We start from the raw sequence: 19,425 nt of genomic DNA on the forward strand, positions 1-19,425 counted from the left end.
TATACGCTTGCCAATTGGTGGTCTTGCAGGTCGGCTTCGGAGGTCTGCTCATGCAGCCCGGCTAGCATGCTGGGTTCACAAGATGAATCCCACCAGTTTTGCGCAACAACGCCCGGCGCGGCGACCCATGTTCTGGCCGACCGCCTCTGCGCTCTTCGCCAGTCGTGGAGGTTTCCCGCGACGGACTGCAATGCGGGGGGCACGACGGGCAGAGGGATCGTCCAGGTAGCCCGCGTAGGTGCGACATTCCGGGTTCCTGCTGTGTCGCGATAGGCTGAGTTATGAAAGAATTTGTTCGGTATGCTTGACGTGGCGGTCGCGGTTGGCCTCAAGAAGCCGACCGCAGTGTTTTGTGGGGCAGAGGCGGACAATAGCTCGCACTTTCCCATGTGGCTCACTTCTGCTGGTCCCTCTCAGGCAAGCCCCTTCTCTTCTGCAAGCCAGCGGGGTACCGTAGCCATCACTGTGCAATCGGTGCCGACCCCAGTTTCCAGCCTGAGCCTGTTGCGAGGCAATCAGATAGGGGGCCCTCCGGCTGCCGAGACACGCAGCGCGTCGTCCCTCTCTTCATGAATTGCGACTTCGACCTCGACCGGTTCGACATCGCTGATCATGCAGCTTCCACCCCTTCAAGGCGGCACGCCGGACGGCGGCCTTGGCTGCGGCACGACGGAGATGGCACGTCGGAGGAGCCAGGCTCTGCGCCCGGTTCATGGCGTTTTACGGAGGAGAACTCCGCTTCCGGGCGCACCATGACATGAACGGGACCGCGGAGACAGCTCCTTGCCTTGAGACTGCGCCAAGTTCGGGCGCGGACACTATCCATCCCGGAGCACTTGCTGATTGTCGTCGCGACTTTGCCCGGGAAAACTTCACGCTTTGCAGGCAATCAATGGCACGGTTCCCTCGGAGGGCAGCACATCTTCTGTGCAGGTGCCCGGGGCATAGACAATTCCTCCGGCTCTAGCGCGGGGTATTTGATTGCTCCACTTGACAGGACTGCCTGCAGTCTCACCGATAGCCGCGACGACCGCTGAGGTGCGTCCCCGTGGGGGCGGGGTTGACCGTAGCCCGTCGCCGCGACCATGCAGCCAGTGCCAGAACTCTGGCAAGCGCTCATTCCGAAGGACGGAGAAACACCATCAAGTCCGGAGCACTTGATGCATATCTCCACAGTCTGGATTTCTCAATCATTCCTCAGCGGACCGCGAGAATTCGCCAGATCCTGCCGAGTAGCGCTCGACGCCGATGACGATACAGGCAAATCCCCGGCAACCGGAAGGAATTCCCGGCTTCATCCGTGGACATAACCGAGGTTGCGGTACCCTGCCCGCCGTCGGCTTGCCATCCGGGACAGGACCGGCACGTTGCCATCGATATAGTCGAACACGATGACATCCGTCTTGTGCTCGTGCCGACGGTGAATGCGGCCGACGTACTGGGCAAGCGTGCCTTTCCAGGAAATGGGCATTGTCAGGAAGAGCGTATCGAGGCGCGGGTCGTCAAAACCTTCGCCGATATACCTTCCCGTGGCCAGTACCAGCCGTTCCTGATCGCCGGGAACGGCGAGCGCCTCGGCCGATGCAGCGCGCTCCGCAGCTGACATGCCGCCGCGCAGCACTGCCAGGTTCCGGACGAATGGCCGGAAGCGAGCTTCCAGTTCGGCCAGGTGGTCCTTTCTCTCCGTAAGGACGACCGGCGACCGGCCGTTTTCGAGCGACGTCAGGACGTCGTCGAAGATCATGGCGTTCCTGCGCTCGTCCTCCGCCAGTGCCGCATAGATCGCGGGCATCGCGGGGCGCTCTGCCATGGCCAGCGGAAACGGCAGCTGAAATTGCGTCGGCCGCTCCCTGAGAATGAACTTCATGCCCTGCTCGGTGGCGTGCTCGCGGGCATCGACGCGGTGCCGCACCGGACCGCATTGCATGAAGATGATGGGATGGTGGCCGTCCTTCCGCGCCACGGTGGCGGACAGCCCGAGCACATATCGAGCCTTCGCGCGCCGGGCAGCGAGTTCGAAGCTTGCCGCCGAAATATGATGGCATTCGTCGACGACAAGATGGCCATAGTCTGCGACAAGGTCCGACACCTCGCCATTCCTGACGAGGCTCTGGACAAGGGCGATATCGATCACGCCGCTCGGCTTCTTCCGGCCGCCGCGGATCACGCCGATCTGCTTCGCGTCGATCGCGAGAAAGGTCCTCAACCGATCCTGCCATTGCTCGAGCAATTCTCGGCGATGGACTAGGACGAGCGTGTTGCAGCCCCGATGTGCAATCAGGGCTGCGGCAAGGACAGTCTTGCCGAAGGCAGTTGTTGCGGCCAGCACGCCGTGGTCATGCCGGACCAGGCTTTCGAAAGCCCTCGATTGCGCCGGACGCAGCTCCCCCAGAAACTGCGGATTGTCCGGCAGCGGGATTCCAGGCTGTCGGAGATCTTTCAGATCTGTCCGGATGCCGAGGGACTCCAGCAGCTCTACGGCTTCGTCGAGGCATCCCCGCGGCAGCGACACATGCCGGGGATGGAACTCCGCGCAGGACAGGATGCGCGGCTTCCCGTATGTGGACAGCCGCATCGCCTGGGCGCGGTAGAATTCCGGGTTCTGGAATGCAGCAAGGCGAACGAGATGTGCGGTCACCTTCGGAGGCAGTGCAGTCCGGTCGACATGGACCTGGTCCGCCAGAACCAAGCTCACTCGCTCAGGTAGCCCGCCCGGCATCCTGACCGGCCCCGGGCGCCGCGAGGGCGGCAAGCGCCACGGCTCGTCCGAGTGCTCGTCCTCGACCGGCATCCGCACTGAGAGGATGCGTCCCGCCGCCTCGGCCGCATCAACAATCGCACTGACCAAATTGGGGCCTGCGCGTGTCAGCGACGAGAGATAGGCCCATTGATCCTCGTGAGGTTCGAGATTGTCGTCGACGAAGACGCTGTTGCCATTCAGCCGTGCCCGCCCCTGCAGCGGCAGCGCGATCAGATTGCCGAAACCGCCAGCAGGCATGCTGTCCTGATTGGGGAAGAGCCGGTCGTAGGAGGCAAAGCCGATCTCGGGCCGGCGCTCCATTGTCTCCGTGATGAGCGCCGTTCCAAGCTGGCGAGCCTGCCGGGCGGGAAGCGGCTCGGAAAAGAAGACCCAGACATGCCCGCCCTGCCCTGATCGGGACCGTTCAAGCGCCGCAGGTATCCCGTTCCCGTGGCATGTCGCCAACAATGCACGCGCGTCTTCGGCCCAGCTCTCCTTGTCGAAATCCGCGGCCAGGAACCAGCAGGTGTCGTCCTGCAGAAGCGGGTAGACGCCCGCCACGAAATCCATGCTGTCCCCTCCCCGCAGGTGCCGCTCGATGATGTCATCCGAGACCGGAACGAGGACCCGATGAAGACAGTCGCTGCATTTCATCTGGGGTTTTCCGCAGACTCCCCGCACCCATTCATTCGCACAGGCGGGAGCATAGCCCGACCGGCCGGATCTACGGCTTTCCCAGCGGGTAGGGAAAACGTCTGGCCGCCCGGAAAAGAGACTGCGGAACAAGGCGATTTTTTCGGCGGCAGGCGACGAACGCGTCACCGATGCCGCATTAGTGGCAGGCCTGGCGAGCAACTCCGACAGTTCGGAAAGCCGGACCTCCAGTCCGGCTTGCTCCCTTCTCAGGAGCGATAGACGTTCGTTGATGAGACGGATTTCCCGTCGAGCTTCTTCATCCCGCAAGAGCGCGCTTCCATCCAGCTGCTCCAGCATGCTACCCAGATGCCCGCGCTGTCGGCAAGTTCCGGTGCGGCCGCAATCATTTGGCCATCCCAAGAGTGGTTGGATCGGCTGGACTGGCCGCCTGGGAAGCGGACAGGAGGTTACCTATCATTGCGTGCCGCAACTGCTCGACGCCCTCGCTAGGGGCAACTATCGCAACGCGCGGGTGCCCAAGGCTGTGACCCAGCATCGGTGGCAGCCCTCCCTTGGCGTGACCAGGGGAATAGCCCGCTCTCCAAGCATCCGCGCCATCGGAGCACAGGTATTGAATTCAAGACCATTGCGTTCTGTGCAAAACGAAACGCCAATGGTATATGACTTTATCAATTTGACAAACTTCTCTTGCGTACTCGTCCCCACAAGCACCAAGGATGTTGAAATCAATTTAGGAAAGGTGGTGCAACCGGGGTAGAGGGACCGTCCTGAAGCCCTTCCCAAGGATCGGGGATCCCGCTGAAATCTTCCCCGGTTGCACTGCTTCAGCTAGCGTTTTCGCGTTCTTTATCCAGAGAATAGTTTGAATGTCTCGACCCTGCGACGTTGCAGAACACGGAAAATGCTGGCGGTGCCAACGGTAAACAATATAGTACTTGATGCTCAACCGTGTGCCTTGCGTCAACCGCCGGACCGGGACGGCCTGAGCTCGGCAGTGCGTGGACGGCCCCGGAAAAGACATGCTCCAAGATGGCTCCCCGCCATGCTATCAATTCCCCATGGACGCCGACGAGGACAAGATCGACGATGCGGTGCTGGCACTTCTCTGGCTCACGCTCCACGACGAGTGCCGGGCATGGAAGGGGCTGGACTGGGCCGCCCTTGACCGGCTGCACCGGAAGGGCCTGATCCAGGATCCCGTCAACCGGAATAAGTCGGTCGTGCTTTCCAGCGAGGGTCTGCAGCGGTCGGAGGCCTTGTTCAGGAAGCTGTTCGGGAAACCGCGATGACGGTCCTGGACCAGGGCCCGGACAAGCGGGGCTTGACAGATGCCTGAACCGCTAGCCCCTGCAGGTCCGCCGCAATCTGATTGCGTTCCGCCATGCAGGTACCTGGACCGGTTGCACCACGCAGGACGTTTAGCCAAGCTTGCGGCAGGGAAAGCCGAAGTCAGAGTAAAAAATCGCGCGCCGAAACACAGCCCGGCTACACTTCGCCCATGCATGCCCTGCCTAGCGGGCTCCTAGGGACCGGGGGCGGCACTCTGCCCTATCCCGGCAGAACCTGCTACCGTGACAACATCCCATCCGCCACATCAGGAGCCGATCCATGCCCAGTAGCACCATGACCTATCGAGGCTACGATGCCCGCGTGGCATATGATGATGATTACGGGCTGTTCCTTGGCCGCGTCGCGGGCATCAGCGACGGCATCAGTTTCGAGGGCGGCAGCGTCGAAGAGCTGCGCGCCAGCTTCCGCAAAGCCGTGGACTCCTACATCTCCGTCTGCGCCGAAGATGGCGTCGAGCCCGAGGTGCCCTATTCCGGGATAGTGTCGCTGCGGATGGCCGCAGAGCTGCACAAGGCCGTCGACGAGGCGGCTGCCATGGCTGGCCAGAGCATGAGCCAGTGGCTGGCGGATGCGGCAGTCCTGCGCCTGCACAGGGACGGCAGGGACTCAGCCTCTGCAGCCTGACCTCCTGTCTTGCCGCCATTGCATGAGCATTCCAGGCTAGGGGCCAGGATGAAGTCTCTCCGCCGGAGGCCGGGACCACCGGCTGACCACATTCGGTTTTCGATGAGCAATTGGGCAGTGACCAGATCTTGAGGAAATTGCTACACTTTCAACTTTGAGGAGATTCCAGCCTCAGCCTATATTTCGGGCACGAAGCTTGATTCGGAGAGTGGCCATGGCAACGTATATCACCGAAACTGATGACGCTGGTAACGTGATTCATGTCTGGGTCAAGGACACTGAATCTCATTACGCGAGACCGATTTCGCATCGGAACAAGCACGTGGACAGGGCCCCTGTTTGCAAATGCCATGGCGCCTCCGAGGAAGCGATCATGGCTTGGCTGATGGCCGACGCCTGAGCCAAGACCGATATTGCCCGATCACGCCTAGGCACTTACGCGCTCGGTGCTGGCCATCGGTTCAGATGCGCGGCAAGCCGCGTGAACTCCTGGTCGCGGAAAAATGTCCAGAGGTGCGCCGTGGCCATGCCACCCTTGGCCAGGCGAGGAGCCGTCGTTTCATCTTCATGCGGCCTTTCTGAGGCCAGGGCATGGGCGCGGATCAGCTGGTGAACGGGCTTTGGCACTGCCGCGCAGTCCCCCAGTTGATCGGCGAGGGTCTAGACCCGCGGCCGCTGCACGGAAATCTAGGTAGTGGTAGCCAACGGCCGACGCGGTTTTCGGGATTGACCGGCGGCCGTTCCGAATTCAGAAAACGGAATTTGGAACTGGATTCGAGCGGGCCCTGAAGCTAGCCTTCCGCCACGGAAGAAAACTACCGGAGCGGGAAAGTATGACCGCAGACGCAGGTGCAGAGGGCGATGTTTTTTCCGGCAGGCTCGGCGAGGCGGCCGGCTTCGGCATCCTGGCCTATGTCTTCGCCGTCCTTGCGGGTTTCGACGACGCGGTCTTCGTCAAGAACGGACCGGCCCTGCAGGCCAGCTTCGGGGTGGAGGTGCCGCTGGGCTCGATCTCGCTGCCGGCCGTCAGCTATCCGGTGTCGGTGCTGGAATTCTTCGCAATCGCGCCACTGGTCGTTCTGGCGGTCCACGCGCTCCTCCTCCAGCAGCTGCGGCAGCGGCTGCTGGAGGGCCGGATGCGCCCGAGTACCGACATGGTGCTGATCCCGGCCACCGCCTTTTCCGCTCCCGTGCTGATCCTCGCAATCCAGGGCACCTATGCGCCCTTTGCGCGGCTGCCGCCGCCGGGAACGCCGACCGCTGGCTGGCTGGTTGCCTATCACTGCCTGTGCCTTGCCGCTGCCGCCACGCTGACCATCCGGGCACTGATTGCCGACGGGCGCAGCCGCACGGCCCGGCCGCGGATGTCCCCGGATCTCAGGGCCGGGCTCCTTGCCGCCACCACCGCCTGCTGCGTTCTGGCGGCCCTCCGGGTGCTGCGGTGCCTGAGCGCGCCGGCGACCGCGCTTGAAGCGCTCGGCCCTGGCGCCCCGCTGCATGTCCTGCTTGGGCTCGCCTTTCTGTGCCCCCTGCCCGTCCTTGCCCTCGGCAGCCGCCTTTTCCCGTTCACGACACTTCAAAGGAGCCTTCCGATGCCGTTCCGCATCTTCCTGCTGACGCTCTTCGCCGCCGCCGCCGCCAATCTGGCCGCGGCCCGCGGCATCGACCTCTCCGGCCAGACATTGATGCGGCGGCTGCCCAGCGAGCAGATGATCGGCCGCTACATGGCCAGGTCAGGCGACCTGGACGGTCTTCGCGGCGCCTGGCTGCGGGCGCATCTGGACTTCGGGCGCGAGCTGGACCTCGCTGGCTGGAACCTCGCCGGCGCCCGGTTCCGGAACGCTGTCCTTTTGCGCACCAATTTTTCGGGAGCCACGCTGACCGGCGCGAATTTCGCCGGCGCGGAACTGGCGGGTACGGTGTTCGACAATGCCGGTCTCGCCGGTGCCCGGTTCGAGCAAGCACGCTTCTACAGGCTGCCCCTGCCGGCCAGCCCCTATGTCCTCGCCGCCAGCGAGCAGCCCCCGGACCAGCCCTCCGCACCCATGTCGGGCGTGAGCTTCAGGAACGCGGATCTGACCCGCGCGGTCTTCACCTCCGAGGCCGCGCCCGAAGACGGCCGGGCCTGGAAGGATTTCTGCGCAGCGGCCTTCGCGGGCTCCGAGGCGAGCCCCTGGCTGCAGGGCGCCGATTTCGAAGGCGCAACGCTCGAAGGCGCCGTACTGCAGGGGCTCGATGCGACCAATGTCAGGAATCTGGCCAAGGCGGCGACGCTGGCCAACGCAAAGCTCAATTGCGCCAATCTGCAGTGCTTCGACTTCAGCGCCTTCTCGGCGGATCAGCTAAAGGGCATCGAGCTCAACGGCGCCGACCTGCGCGGCGCAACGCCGGCGCTTGACGAAATCCCGACGAATCTGGAGGGCGCCAGCTTGATCGACGCCATCCTCTACGGAAACCCGGATCAGCCCTGCCTGGCGTCCGGAGGATAGAAATGCCGGATCCAGCTCCGAGGAACCATGAATTCCGGCGCCCTCCTTTTCCCGGCGAGAGCCGCGGCACCGGAAGCTGCCCTCGCCAGGGATGGGCAGGTCCGGCGGCATTCGCCGCGGCTCTGGCCTACGGAGCGGTGGCGGTCTTCGCCATCGACGCCCTTTCCGAGACGGCGGTTCGCAGAGCAGACTTGGCCGGTTTCGTCCTGCTTCAGGCTGCAGCGGCCACCGCCGGCGTCATCCTCGTCAGAGGACCCGACCTCTGGAAGCCCGCTGGGTCTTCCGACATAGAGAGCCCCGGCGCCTTCCGGACGCCGCTTCGGCTGAGCTTGCCCCTGCTTTCCGGATATCTGCTTCTCTTTGCGCTGCTGATGTTGTTCCTCTCCTGGCTGTTCGGACAGCCTTCCGACGTGTTCGTTGCAGATGAGGTCCCCGACTCGCTGCCCGCCCCGGTCTCGGTTTTCCTGCTGGCCAGCCTTGCCACGACGTTCGCGCTCGGGGCCGCCGCGGCGACGCTCCGCCGCTCCGGAGAACCGGCCAAGGCGTTGCCGGTTGCGGGCGGAAGCAGTGCGGAAGAGATGGAAATACTCGCAGCCAAGGCCGACCGCCTCGCGAAACGCATGCACGATCTGGAGGCGCGGGTGCTGGACCGGACGGAAACCATCCTCGATCAGGAGGCCGCCGAAAGGGCGCTCGAGGCCCGGCGGCAACGCCTCGACTCACGGTTGAACGCGCTGGAACAGGACATCGCGAGAGCGGCGGAGCCGCACCCGCCCGCGGGGGCCGCAGGAAACCGGTGAGCGCCGCCTCCCGCCCCGGCCAACTGCATCCGGGACAGGAAATCCGTCCCGGCTTTCCGCGCATCCAAGATACCCGACGGGGCAGCGCCAGTCCGGGCGGTTGCGGCGGACCCTGCCTATCGGCGAAAAGCGCAGGACGCGGCCGATAGCAGGCAAGTTCTGTCGGGGTTCGAGTAGAGACTTCGTTCCCCAAACAGCCATTTTCTGCCGGTCGCGACGGCGCAGCGCTCGCGGGGCCTGCGGTGGAGATCTTGATGCCTGGGCGGTGTTTGGCCGTCGCGTCCGGGTTCAGTGGACGTCTGGCACTAGCCTGCGGGGCGTCGTGTCCCCGGCGAAGTCCTTGGGCCGTTTCTGCCTCTTGCCGAGATCCGGCTTCACGAACTGGGCCGGCTCATAAGGGATCGAATTGAGGATGTGCGAGATGCAGTTGATCCGCGCTTTCTTCTTGTTGTCCGACGGGACGATCCACCAGGGCGCGTGGCTGCTGTCCGTTGCCGAGATCATCTCGCTGTAGGCGCGGGTGAAGTCCCACCAGCGGCGGTAGCTCTCGACATCCATCGGGCTGAGCTTCCATTGCCGCACCGGATCGTCGATGCGCTGGCGGAAGCGGCGCTCCTGCTCCTCTTCGCTGACATCGAGGAAATACTTGAGCAGGATGATGCCGTTCTCGACAATGACACGCTCGAAGGCGGGCGTGAGCAGGAGGAAATTCTTCACCGTTTCCTCCGGCGCGAAGCCCATGACCCGCTCGACGCCTGCCCGGTTGTACCAGGACCGATCGAATATCACGACTTCCCCGGCCGCCGGCATGTGTGCCATGTAGCGCTGGACATACATCTGGGACTTCTCCCGCTCGGTGGGCGCCGGCAGGGCGATGACCCGGAAGACGCGCGGACTGACCCGCTCGACCAGCCGCTTGATCACGCCGCCCTTGCCTGCGGCGTCGCGCCCCTCGAAGACGATGACGATGCGCGCACCGGTCTTCGCCACCCAGTCCTGGAGGTGGGAGATTTCTATCTGGAGCCTTCTCAGGGCGTCGTCATAGCTTTCCTTGACCTCGCCGGGCTTCCCGGCCTTCTTCTTGCCCATGTCATTCTCCTCCATCTGAATGGGCGGCGGGCGTGACCTTCCCGTTCCGCGGTGACCCGAGGCCTGTCCCGGCAGCCGACCGCGGCGATGCCTGGGGCCGCGCGCCGTAGCTGGGGGTTTCACTGGAGAACATATTCCGAGTTTGACATGACGTGCCAGAGCGGAAGGCTCGTCGCGAAAGGTTTCACAGGTGCATCCTGAAAGTGCTGCGCGGATCAACAACCTCCGAAAAGCTGGCGAAACGGGAGTCCGCTTGATTCCGACGCCGAAGGAGTGGCCGAACGTCCGCTCTTTCTGCTGTAGCCCAGCTTCACTCCGGTCAGGCGGCTGCGCTACGTCGCTGCAGGCGAACGCAGCACGGAACCGGAGGGTCTCTCATCAGCCTTGCGGCGGCGTCGAATGATGGACGCCGCGCCAATAGTTCATCGGATGTGATCATGCCGGGCTGTGGGGAAGACCCCGGTGCTCGCTCAAGGTGCCTCGCGAGTCTCCACCCAACCCTTTTGCTGCGGATCACTTCCTGCCGAAAGGATTTTGCCGGGTCCGCTGACGTGGCACGACGCTCTCAAGAAACATCTATCCGGACGGTGATGGAGCTTAGCGTCAATTTCTCCGTTTCCAGTCGCCTACCGCGATTGAGACCTGAGGCACTGACGCGCACAGCTGTGTTGGAACTCGGGCTTTGTTGGACTTGCGCGGATTGCAGGAGTCTTGGTTCGTGCTTCGTCTCACCCCGTGGATGATCTTGCGTGTTAACCGGCGAGCATTTTTTGGATGCCGATTTGAACTGCAGGATTCGATGCCGTTCGGCGGGAGCCTCCCGTCGCAGTCGACTTTCCATCCGGTGATGTGCTCCAATACCGCAGACTGAGTCTGGTTGTCTGGATGAACTGGTGTTGACGTTTCTCGTTTTCTTGACCGCGATGGTGCTGATCGTCTGTTCGTCCGGGATGCTATCCGTAGTCATCGGCGCCAAGGGTTGGTTCATCGGAGGTGTTGCTGCATTGGCGTTTGCGGCATGGATCGCGATACACGTGGGCATCGCTCCCGTGATTGTTATTGCCGGACTGATTTTCCTTGCGCCCTCAGCGTTCCTCGCCGCCATTGCCATCGTCCGCAGCGCCAAGAACCGGAGGCTCCCGCCTCAGGAACACAAGTCCTTCGGCGAAGTGGCGAAGGCCGCCCTGCGGCAAGCTATGCTGTAGCCATAACCCATTCACGGACATTCCTCTGGTCTCGATGCCAAAAAGTTGTCCCATGGACTCGACTTTGAGGATCGCAACGGACCATAGGAACTCAGCCGGAAGTTGTTGCAGAGAGCCGAATGTTTACGGCATTGATGGTTCTGCTGGCGTGGCATTCTTCGAGGCAGAGTCCTTGTAGCCGTCGAATCCTGGTCGGCGGCGGCCGCGTTGATCTGAGACCGGGCTATTGAAGTCCAAGTCTGCACCGCACCATAGGTCTTGTCCTTGCCGAGCTCGGACCAGAGCCTTGTCGGTCCGAAGGAGCCGGAGAATTTCCCCCAGACACCGGGCGGACTGCCCGGCGGGCCGGACTGGGCCGGGGCCGGAGCGACGGCGAAGGCGGTAAGCCCTAGAACGGGCAAGGTCAGGAATGGGTGCAAAGGTTTCTCCCGTCTGGCGCGCGGGACGGTCACGGCCCGCAGGGACGGCGTCGGGAGAAAGCGACCGCTTTCGGCAAAGAACGCGACCCGGATCGTTCACATTCCAGACACGGAAACGCGATCGGCCCTGCGGGCGCGGAAAGACTGTCCTGCGGTAAAAGTGCGGGCTCCTTGTTCCTGGCATCGGGAGCTCCGGTATGCCGCTGGCCGCGGGGTCGCAGAAGCCCTCTTGGCGATCGCTGTCCGACACACCGCAAGATCCGCAGATTTGGAACCGCCATGGCCCTGTCACCGGCGTCGACGACAGGCAGCCCTCCGGCGACAGCTCGGGAAGGCGGGGCGGAAGTCCGCCCGGACCGGAAAATATCGGTCTCCAGGCACCTTGCGACGGCGAGGCCGGCCTTCCAGATATCCGGGGTCGAATTGACCTGCGCCACGAGAAACGGACATCGCGATGGAAACCTGGATGCCGCTGCTGGGCGGCCTGATCCTGCTGGTTGCGGGGGGCGAGCTGCTGGTGCGCGGAGCCGTGCAGGCCGCAGGGCGCATCGGCATATCGCCTCTGGTGATCGGCCTTACTCTCGTGGGATTCGGTACCTCGATGCCCGAACTCGTGACCTCGGTCCAGGCAGGGCTGAACGGATCGCCCGGCATCGCCTACGGCAACGTGGTGGGCTCCAACATCGCGAACATCCTCCTGATTGCCGGTGTTTCGGCCTTGATCTGCCCGGTCATCGTGGCGCGCTCCGCCTTGCGCAGGGACGCCGCCGTGATGCTCGCGGTCGCGGCAGGCTTTGCGGCGCTGGCCTGGCTGGCACCCTTCGGACGGATTGCCGGCGCGGGGCTTGTCGTTCTGCTGGTCGGGTACATAGGGTTCGTAATCCGTCAGGAACGGGCCGCCGCGGACGGCGGAGCGCTGCATGACAAGAGCCTGGCCCTGGCAGAGGCCGACCCCGGGCTTGCGCGGCCTCATGCCGCGAAGCGTCTGACAGTACCGCTGCTGACAGCCCTCGCGGGCCTGATCCTTGTCGTTGCGGGCGGATCTCTCCTCGTCAGCGGAGCCGTCGCGCTTGCACGGGGCTTCGGAGTGTCGGAGACCGTGATCGGCCTGACGATCGTGGCTGTCGGCACGTCCATGCCGGAGCTGGTCACCTCCGTCATCGCCGCTCTGAGACGCCAGGGGGATGTGGCCTTCGGCAACGTCGTGGGATCGAACATCTACAACATTCTCGGCATCGGCGGTGCGACAGCGCTCATTGCGCCATCGCATGTCCCCACCGAGATCGTGGAATTCGATGCGCCCTTGATGGTGGCGGTGTCTCTCCTCTTGGTGCTGTTCGCCGCGACCGGCCTGCGGATCGGCAGGCGGGAAGGCGCGGTGCTCGTGACCGGGTATGTCGTCTATCTCTGGATGCTCTGGCCCTGACCCGGACGCCGCTCCGGCGATCCGGATCGCTTGATCGCGGCACCGGTCCTTCCATGCCACGCGGAGCCCGCATGGAAGCTGTCAAAAGTAGTGGGCTTGCGGCTCCGCGGCGGAGTCTCAATGACAAATCTGCAAAAGCGGCCGTCACATCGGTCCGGCGGTTGAACGGTGCCGATCTGGTCGGCCTGCCCGGTCCAGCCGGTCGCGGCAAACCTCCGCTACTGGCGAAGAGCGCAGAAAGCAGACGCGAGATTTTGGCTCGGTGGAGGTGGGAAGTCGCCAAGACACCTTTCCTCTCGGCCATTTTCCGCCTCGGCTTGTTTCACTATGCTTCCCCGCAGCCTAAATTCGGAAAAAATGTTTGATTTATATTCGGTTGTCGCCTTGTCTGGATAAATCCAAAGGTGGCTTTTGAGTCGTCCCTCACGGGACCTACAGCCTATTGAAGACTTGAATTTCGATCTGCCCCCGCAGAGGAGAAGACTCTCATGGCTCGACGCATCTGTTCCATTGCATTCGCCGCTTCCCTATCCGCAGCCCCGCTCGCCGCGCAGGTGACCACCGATGCGGGCACCATTACCGGAGAGAAGATCGAACGCTTCTTCAACCAGCCGGGGTACTCGCCCTACGCGGGCCGCAGCTACCCGACCCGGCCTCTGTGGGGGGAGCAGCACCTGCATACCTCGTGGTCGCCCGATGCCTTTGGCGGCGGTACGCGCGTCGGGCCCGATGAGGCGCTTCAATACGCCAAGGGCGGCGAGATCACGTCGAGCACCGGCCAGCAGGTCAAGCTGTCCCGCCCCTATGACTGGATGGTGGTCGCCGATCACTCGGACGCGCTCGGCGTCGTGGCGAGCATCTATGAAGGCGATCCGGCCTTCATGTCCGATCCGACGTTGAAGCGGTGGCATGACGACATGCGCAAGGGCGGAGAGGCAGCGACTGCCGTGGTCATGGAAATGATTACGTTGCAGGGCGAGGGGAACGTACCTCCCGCGATGACCGATCAAACCACGCAGTTGGACATGTGGCAGAAGATGACCGAGATCGTCGAGGGCCATAACGAGCCCGGCGTTTTCACGGCTCTGATCGGCTACGAGTGGACGTCGAACTACGGCGGCGGCAACAACCTGCATCGCAACATCATCTACCGCGACGGCAAGAACCTTGCGGACATGGTCCGGCCCCTCACCACGTTCGACACGGAGATACCGAACAAACTCTGGGACTGGATGGAGAGCTACGAGGCCGAGACCGGTGGCCGCGTGCTGGCGATCCCCCACAACGGCAACCTGTCCAACGGCCTGATGTTCGCGACCGAGACCCCGGACGGCAAGCCGATCGACGCCGAATGGGCCAAGAATCGCGCCCGCTGGGAGCCGCTCTACGAGGTCACGCAGGGCAAGGGCACCTCGGAGCAGCACCCGTCGCTGGCGCCTTCCGATGAATTCGCGGACTTCGAAATCTGGGACAAGGGCAACCTGAACGTGGTGCCCAAGGAACCCGGGATGCTCGATTATGAATACGCCCGCGAGGCGCTGAAGCGCGGCCTCAAACTGGAGGACGAGTTCGGTACGAACCCATTCAAGTTCGGCCTGCTCGGCTCCACCGACGCGCACACCGGCATTTCCTCCACCGAGGAGAACAACTTCTTCGGCAAGTTTCCGGCCTCCGAGCCGGGCGTTGAGCGCTCCACCGGCAACGCCTTCGACTTCGATGGCCGCACCGTGAAGGACTGGAAACTCGGTGCCTCGGGGCTGACTGCCGTCTGGGCGGCCGAGAACACCCGCGCCGCGATCTGGGACGCCATGAAGCGCAAGGAGGTCTACGGCACCACCGGCACGCGGATCGGCGTGCGCTTCTTCGGCGGATGGGACTTCGTGGAAGAGGACGCGCTTGGCCGCAACCCCGGGGCCATCGGCTATGGCAAGGGCGTACCCATGGGGGCCGACATGCCCCCCGCCCCGGACGAGGCCGAGGCGCCCAGCTTCCTCGTTGCCGCGATCAAGGATCCCTATTCCGGCAACCTCGACCGGATCCAGATCATCAAGGGCTGGGTCGATGCCGCTGGCGAGATGCAGGAGAAGATCTTCGACGTGGCCTGGTCCGGTGACCGGGTACCCGGCGCGGATGGCAAGCTGCCCTCCGTCGGCGACAGCGTGAACGTCGAGAAGGCCACATGGACCAACACCATCGGCGCGCCCGAGCTGATCACCGCCTGGACCGACCCGGAGTTCGATCCGATGCTCGACGCCTTCTACTACGCCCGGGTGATCGAGATCCCGACGCCGCGCTGGACCGCCTATGACGCTGCCTATTTCGAGGACAGCACCTTCACCGACGACGTGCCCATGACCGTGACAGAGCGCGCCTATACCTCGCCGATCTGGTATTCGGCAGGGCAGTGATCCATGGCCGACTTCGGAACTGCCATCCCGCTCGACCGCCCCTTTGACGAGGCGGTCGAGACGGTGGCCGCGGCGTTGGCGAAGGAAGGCTTCGGGATCATTTCCCGGATCGACCTCGACAAGGCTTTTGCCGAGAAGCTGGGCCAGAGTTTTCGGCGCTACGCGATCCTCGGAGCCTGCAATCCGGGCCTCGCACACCGCGCCGCCACGGCCCGCCCCGACGTGGGTCTGCTGCTGCCCTGCGACGTTGCGGTCGAGGAAGCCTCCGACGGGGCCCTCGTGCGGCTGGTGGATGCCGCGCAGATGATGGCCATGGGCGATCTGGGAGAAACGCCCGAAATCGCGGAATTGGCCGAAGACGCGGGCGCGCGGCTCGGGCGCGTCGCCGCTGGGCTTCGGGACACGTGACGAGGCATAGATGGCTTTTACCGACGCACTCAGCGCCACGCTGCGCTCGCCTCTCGTGCATTTCTTCATGCTCGGTGGGCTGGTCTTTGCTCTCTACGGACTGACCGCCGAGCCCGGTGTCGCCCCGCGCCTTGACGATGTCATCACCCTGACAGACGCCGAGGCCGACCGCCTCGCCGATGATTTCCATGCCGGCTGGGGCCGTGCGCCCACGCGGGAGGAGGCCCGCGCACTGGTGCGGGACTGGGCCATCGAGGAGGCCATGGTCCGCGAGGCGCGCGCTCTCGGGCTGGACCAGGGCGACGCGATGATCCGCAACCGCCTGCGCGCCAAGGTCGAGTTCCTCGCCGAGGCCTCTGCCGCCACGCTGGAGCCCGATGCCGCCACCCTTGCCGCCTACTACGAGGTCAACGCCGCCGACTATGCCGAACCCGCCCGGATCAGCCTGACGCAGGTGCTGCTGCCTGCCGCCGTCTCGGAGGCCGAGGCCGGAGCGCTGGTCGCGGAATTGCGCGACGGGGCCGATCCGCAGGACCTGGGCCGCGCCACGCAGCTGCCGCCCCGGATCGAGGCCATGGCTCTGCCCGCGCTCGATCGGGTCTTCGGCGCGGGCTTCGCCGCCGAGGTCGCCAGGCTGGCCCCCGGGACATGGACCGGCCCGCTCACCAGCGCCTATGGCCCGCACCTGCTTCGGCTCGACGCCTTCACGCCGGGTGCGGTGCCGCCGCTCGACAGCTTGCGGGAGAAGGTGCTGGCGGACTGGCGCTACGACGAGGCCCGCCGGATGCGGGACCGCTACACCGAGGAGCTGATGAGCCGCTATCGCCTCGTCCTGCCCGGAATGGCGGAGGTGGCAGAGTGAGACGGCTCGCCTCCCTGCTGCTCCTGCTGCTCGTGGCGCTCGTGCCGCGCGATGCCGCGGCCCATGCCCTTGATCCCGGATACCTCGAGCTTTCCGCCATGGGCGACAGCCGTTGGCGGGTGAGCTGGCGGATGCCCGACGTGAATGGCCGCCCGATGCCGATCGCGCCGCGGCTGCCCCTGGGCTGCGAGACCACCCCCGCCGCCGCGCCCGGCTTCGACGGGCGGGCCTGGGTGTCCTCCTTCATGGCGCAATGCCCCGCTGGCCTCGCCGGGGGCGAGATCGCCATCGACGGGCTCAGCCGCACGCGCACCGATGTGCTGGTGCGCTACGAGCCAACGCCCGGCGCGGCCCAGACCCGGCGGCTGACCGCGACCACACCGGCCTTCACCGTGCCCGCCGCGCCGGGCCAGGGCGAAGTCTTCGCCAGCTACGTGGCGCTCGGCTTCACCCATATCCTCGAAGGTCTCGACCACCTGCTCTTCGTCCTCGCTTTGCTGCTCCTGGTGCGCCAGCCACGCCGGCTTTTCTTCGCGATCACCGCCTTCACGCTGGCCCACAGCGTCACCCTCGCGGCGGCCACCTTCGGATGGCTCCGCCTGCCCCCTGCGCCGGTCGAGGTGGTCATCGCGCTCTCCATCGTCTTCCTCGCCTTCGAACTGGCAAAGCCGCCTGCGCGCCGCGACCCGGTGGCGGAACGCCTTCCGGCGGTGGTCTCCTTCGGCTTCGGGCTGGTCCACGGCCTCGGCTTCGCGGGCGCCCTGAACGAAATCGGCCTGCCGCAGGGCGATGTCCCGCTGGCACTGCTGGCCTTCAATCTTGGCGTCGAACTGGGCCAGCTGGCCTTCATCGCGGCGCTGCTTTCCCTTTGGGCGGTGGCACGGAAGGTACTGCCGGCTCTCACGCATCATGGTGTCTGGCTTGGCCGAGCCAGTAGCTACGTGATCGGCTCCATCGCCGCCTTCTGGGTCATCCAGCGTGTAACCGGGTTCTAGGCGAAAAGAGATGTGACCTTCGAGCACCACCAGAAGCGAACCCGAGATTCGTCGTGATGGACCGCCACAGCGGAGCATACCCCGGGAGTACGAAGTATCCGGGCTTGAGTGACCCACGGCTCTGGGGCGCTCACCGGCCGTGCGCCAGCGCGGAAGCCTGGCGCTGGCGCCGAAGGTTCATCGGATGTCGTCGTGCCAGGCCGAGGGGCGGAACCTGCCGGTCGCGCCGGATCTTCCGGGCGCCCGCGCTCCAGCACTTTGCGGTAGCTCGCCACGGCGCCGAGCTCGCGGCACCTGGGACGGCCAGCCACGGGAAGCGGACTTGCGGCGCTGCGGCAGAGCAGCCCGGCAAAATCAGCCGAAGCGAATAGCGCCGACCTCCCTCGCCGGGGCTCTCGGTGCCTTGCAACTTTTCGCCTCCGTTCCGTCCACATCGTCACCCGGAACAACTGCGCCATCCCGGCCGCCGCGCGGCCACCTCCGCAGGGAGCGGCGGCCAAAGCGCGCATTGATCCAACCTGTTCTTCGAGTTTAACCGTGAATTAATTAACTTTAATGCGAATCTAGCCAGGCAGGCGCAGAAGCCTTCCGTAGCGAACAGGATATTCCATGACGACAGAGTACATTGTCACCGATGAGACCATTGACCTGCTGACCGGCAGCCTCTCCTCCGTAGAATTGAGAACCGACTACGGCTCGGTCGTACTGGCGGATGGCACCATCGTGCATATCTGCACAACGCGGATCGATGGCAGTTACGCACTCTCGGCACTGATCCGGCCCGCGGGAGGGACCTGGGCGGACAGCTTCACGGAGCTCGTTGCGGAATCCTCGACCTCCAGCCTCCCCATGTCCGTCGAGGCGACGGCCCTCTCGGGCGGCGGCTTCTTCGTGACCTGGAACAGCCGCGATTCCGGGACCGGGCTCTATTCGCTGACCGGCCAGGCCTTCAACGCCGATGGCAGCGCGGCAGCGGATCCCGTGGTGATCGGCGCCTCCTCCGAGAGTATCTGGAACAATGCCGATCTCGAGGAACTGTCAGACGGGCGGCTGGTCGCGGCTTGGCATACCGGTGGCAGCCAGCATGACGACCGCTATGGCGCCTACGGCCGGATCCTCGAGGCGGACGGAACTCCGTCCGGGGACAGCTTCGAGATCGACGCCTTCAACGACGACACGGGCACGGAGACCATCGGCTACAACGACCGCATTTTCGATCCCGATCTGGTGGCGCTGGAGGACGGGACCTTCCTGGCCACATGGTGGGAAATCGACAGCGCCACCTCTGGAGGCTACTACAGCAACGATGACAACATCCATGCCCAGCTCTTCGCGGCCGATGGCAGCCAGGTCGGCGGCGATATCGAGATCATGGACGGCAGAGACATCATGCTGAACAGCGACACGGGCATTAGCGACACGGACATTGTCGAACCCGTCTCCGCCTCGCAGGACGATGGCGGGATGATGATCGTGGCGCGGCAGGCCTTCAATTACTATGCCCGCTTCCGCGCTTCTGACGGCACGCTCTCGGACTACATGCTGCTCGACGATTTCTACGATTCCGACACGCGGCACACCGATATGCTGGAGGATATCACCGTCGCGGCGCTCAGCGACGGGCGCTATCTTGCCGCTTGGACGCGCTACGAGACCGATGACCGGGAACGCGTGGTCAACTCGCTGATCCAGGGGCAGTATTTCTCGTCCGACGGGACGCGCGAAGGCAGCATCGTAACGCTGGCTGAGGGCAGCTACACCCATCGCGACACGAACTACTGGTACAGTCGTCCCGAGATCGAAGCGCTGCCCGGCGGCGGTTTCGTTCTGGACCTCTTCGCTCCGATCAACGATGTCGAGCCGGTCTATGTCTTCGATGTCGACGACACGATCATTACCGGCACGCCGGAGGCGGACGTGCTGCAGGGCGGCTGGAAATCCGAGACCTACTAC

Annotated in this window: 15 protein-coding genes and 1 pseudogene; 13 read left to right on the top strand and 3 right to left on the bottom strand. The window is 64.4% G+C overall.

All coding sequences use genetic code 11. The annotated features are described in order from the left end of the window. Positions 1 to 1,294: 1,294 nt before the first annotated feature. Entirely contained in the window at positions 1,295 to 3,733 is a 2,439-nt protein-coding gene (locus tag FGX59_RS32905) for a DEAD/DEAH box helicase family protein (RefSeq protein WP_138472407.1), read from the bottom strand. A 722-nt stretch (positions 3,734 to 4,455) separates the two neighbouring features. On the opposite strand from FGX59_RS32905, the gene FGX59_RS32910 reads away from it, so the two are divergent. The 3 genes from FGX59_RS32910 to FGX59_RS32920 all read left to right on the top strand — a co-directional run bounded on the left by FGX59_RS32910 (position 4,456) and on the right by FGX59_RS32920 (position 5,771). Then, a complete protein-coding gene (locus tag FGX59_RS32910; protein ID WP_138472409.1) occupies positions 4,456 to 4,686 on the top strand; it encodes a DUF6429 family protein in 231 nt (76 codons plus the stop codon). Positions 4,687 to 5,005: 319 nt separating this feature from the next. Next, positions 5,006 to 5,371, top strand: a complete 366-nt coding sequence (locus FGX59_RS32915) for a type II toxin-antitoxin system HicB family antitoxin (RefSeq protein ID WP_138472411.1) — start codon at positions 5,006 to 5,008, stop codon at positions 5,369 to 5,371. Between the two features lie 214 nt (positions 5,372 to 5,585). Continuing rightward, positions 5,586 to 5,771 carry a hypothetical protein gene (locus FGX59_RS32920; protein WP_138472412.1) on the top strand — a complete coding sequence of 62 codons (186 nt, stop codon included), beginning with the start codon at positions 5,586 to 5,588 and terminating at the stop codon, positions 5,769 to 5,771. A gap of 35 nt (positions 5,772 to 5,806) precedes the next feature. Here FGX59_RS32920 and FGX59_RS32925 read toward each other — a convergent pair. Then, a pseudogene (locus FGX59_RS32925) lies at positions 5,807 to 6,019 on the bottom strand (transposase); the annotation flags it as partial. Between the two features lie 341 nt (positions 6,020 to 6,360). On the opposite strand from FGX59_RS32925, the gene FGX59_RS32930 reads away from it, so the two are divergent. Together FGX59_RS32930 and FGX59_RS32935 are read left to right on the top strand one after the other, a co-directional pair. Further along, on the top strand, positions 6,361 to 7,860 hold the full coding sequence (locus tag FGX59_RS32930) for a pentapeptide repeat-containing protein (RefSeq protein WP_171060946.1): 1,500 nt from the start codon (positions 6,361 to 6,363) through the stop codon (positions 7,858 to 7,860). A gap of 191 nt (positions 7,861 to 8,051) precedes the next feature. Continuing rightward, positions 8,052 to 8,660 carry a hypothetical protein gene (locus FGX59_RS32935; RefSeq protein WP_138472416.1) on the top strand — a complete coding sequence of 203 codons (609 nt, stop codon included), beginning with the start codon at positions 8,052 to 8,054 and terminating at the stop codon, positions 8,658 to 8,660. Between the two features lie 288 nt (positions 8,661 to 8,948). Here the strand turns inward: FGX59_RS32935 and ppk2 are convergent, their stop codons facing one another. Beyond that, the gene (gene ppk2 / locus FGX59_RS32940) at positions 8,949 to 9,749 is read right to left on the bottom strand and encodes a polyphosphate kinase 2 (RefSeq protein WP_240722830.1); all 801 of its coding nucleotides are present in this window, start codon (positions 9,747 to 9,749) and stop codon (positions 8,949 to 8,951) included. Positions 9,750 to 10,645: 896 nt separating this feature from the next. On the opposite strand from ppk2, the gene FGX59_RS32945 reads away from it, so the two are divergent. The 8 genes from FGX59_RS32945 to FGX59_RS32980 all read left to right on the top strand — a co-directional run. After that, entirely contained in the window at positions 10,646 to 10,954 is a 309-nt protein-coding gene (locus tag FGX59_RS32945) for a hypothetical protein (protein ID WP_138472420.1), read from the top strand. 873 nt (positions 10,955 to 11,827) lie between these two features. Then, positions 11,828 to 12,799: a calcium/sodium antiporter gene (locus FGX59_RS32950; RefSeq protein ID WP_138472422.1), complete on the top strand. Its 972-nt coding sequence runs from the start codon at positions 11,828 to 11,830 to the stop codon at positions 12,797 to 12,799. Positions 12,800 to 12,870: 71 nt separating this feature from the next. Continuing rightward, the gene (locus FGX59_RS32955) at positions 12,871 to 13,164 is read left to right on the top strand and encodes a hypothetical protein (RefSeq protein WP_138472424.1); all 294 of its coding nucleotides are present in this window, start codon (positions 12,871 to 12,873) and stop codon (positions 13,162 to 13,164) included. 123 nt (positions 13,165 to 13,287) lie between these two features. Next, positions 13,288 to 15,207, top strand: a complete 1,920-nt coding sequence (locus FGX59_RS32960) for a DUF3604 domain-containing protein (protein WP_138472426.1) — start codon at positions 13,288 to 13,290, stop codon at positions 15,205 to 15,207. Between the two features lie 3 nt (positions 15,208 to 15,210). Further along, on the top strand, positions 15,211 to 15,615 hold the full coding sequence (locus tag FGX59_RS32965; RefSeq protein ID WP_138472428.1) for a DUF302 domain-containing protein: 405 nt from the start codon (positions 15,211 to 15,213) through the stop codon (positions 15,613 to 15,615). Between the two features lie 10 nt (positions 15,616 to 15,625). Further along, positions 15,626 to 16,477: a peptidyl-prolyl cis-trans isomerase gene (locus FGX59_RS32970; RefSeq protein WP_138472430.1), complete on the top strand. Its 852-nt coding sequence runs from the start codon at positions 15,626 to 15,628 to the stop codon at positions 16,475 to 16,477. Then, positions 16,474 to 17,472, top strand: coding sequence for a HupE/UreJ family protein (locus tag FGX59_RS32975; RefSeq protein ID WP_240722831.1), 999 nt, complete (start codon positions 16,474 to 16,476; stop codon positions 17,470 to 17,472). The genes FGX59_RS32970 and FGX59_RS32975 overlap by 4 nt, the downstream gene beginning before the upstream one ends. A gap of 609 nt (positions 17,473 to 18,081) precedes the next feature. Beyond that, on the top strand, positions 18,082 to 19,425 hold a 1,344-nt coding region (locus FGX59_RS32980), incomplete at its 3' end, for a hypothetical protein (RefSeq protein ID WP_138472431.1).

Origin of the sequence: Poseidonocella sp. HB161398 (assembly GCF_005870025.1) — a bacterium.
Classification (GTDB): Bacteria; Pseudomonadota; Alphaproteobacteria; order Rhodobacterales; family Rhodobacteraceae; genus Mangrovicoccus.

What these genes read in the sequence shown, in the direction of transcription:
- FGX59_RS32960 (WP_138472426.1), top strand. Translation starts at nt 13,288, where the DNA reads ATGGCTCGACGCATCTGTTCCATTGCATTCGCCGCTTCCCTATCCGCA.
- ppk2 (WP_240722830.1), bottom strand. Translation starts at nt 9,749, where the DNA reads ATGGGCAAGAAGAAGGCCGGGAAGCCCGGCGAGGTCAAGGAAAGCTAT.
- FGX59_RS32915 (WP_138472411.1), top strand. Translation starts at nt 5,006, where the DNA reads ATGCCCAGTAGCACCATGACCTATCGAGGCTACGATGCCCGCGTGGCA.
- FGX59_RS32970 (WP_138472430.1), top strand. Translation starts at nt 15,626, where the DNA reads ATGGCTTTTACCGACGCACTCAGCGCCACGCTGCGCTCGCCTCTCGTG.
- FGX59_RS32920 (WP_138472412.1), top strand. Translation starts at nt 5,586, where the DNA reads ATGGCAACGTATATCACCGAAACTGATGACGCTGGTAACGTGATTCAT.
- FGX59_RS32950 (WP_138472422.1), top strand. Translation starts at nt 11,828, where the DNA reads ATGGAAACCTGGATGCCGCTGCTGGGCGGCCTGATCCTGCTGGTTGCG.
- FGX59_RS32905 (WP_138472407.1), bottom strand. Translation starts at nt 3,733, where the DNA reads ATGCTGGAGCAGCTGGATGGAAGCGCGCTCTTGCGGGATGAAGAAGCT.
- FGX59_RS32910 (WP_138472409.1), top strand. Translation starts at nt 4,456, where the DNA reads ATGGACGCCGACGAGGACAAGATCGACGATGCGGTGCTGGCACTTCTC.
- FGX59_RS32955 (WP_138472424.1), top strand. Translation starts at nt 12,871, where the DNA reads ATGGAAGCTGTCAAAAGTAGTGGGCTTGCGGCTCCGCGGCGGAGTCTC.
- FGX59_RS32965 (WP_138472428.1), top strand. Translation starts at nt 15,211, where the DNA reads ATGGCCGACTTCGGAACTGCCATCCCGCTCGACCGCCCCTTTGACGAG.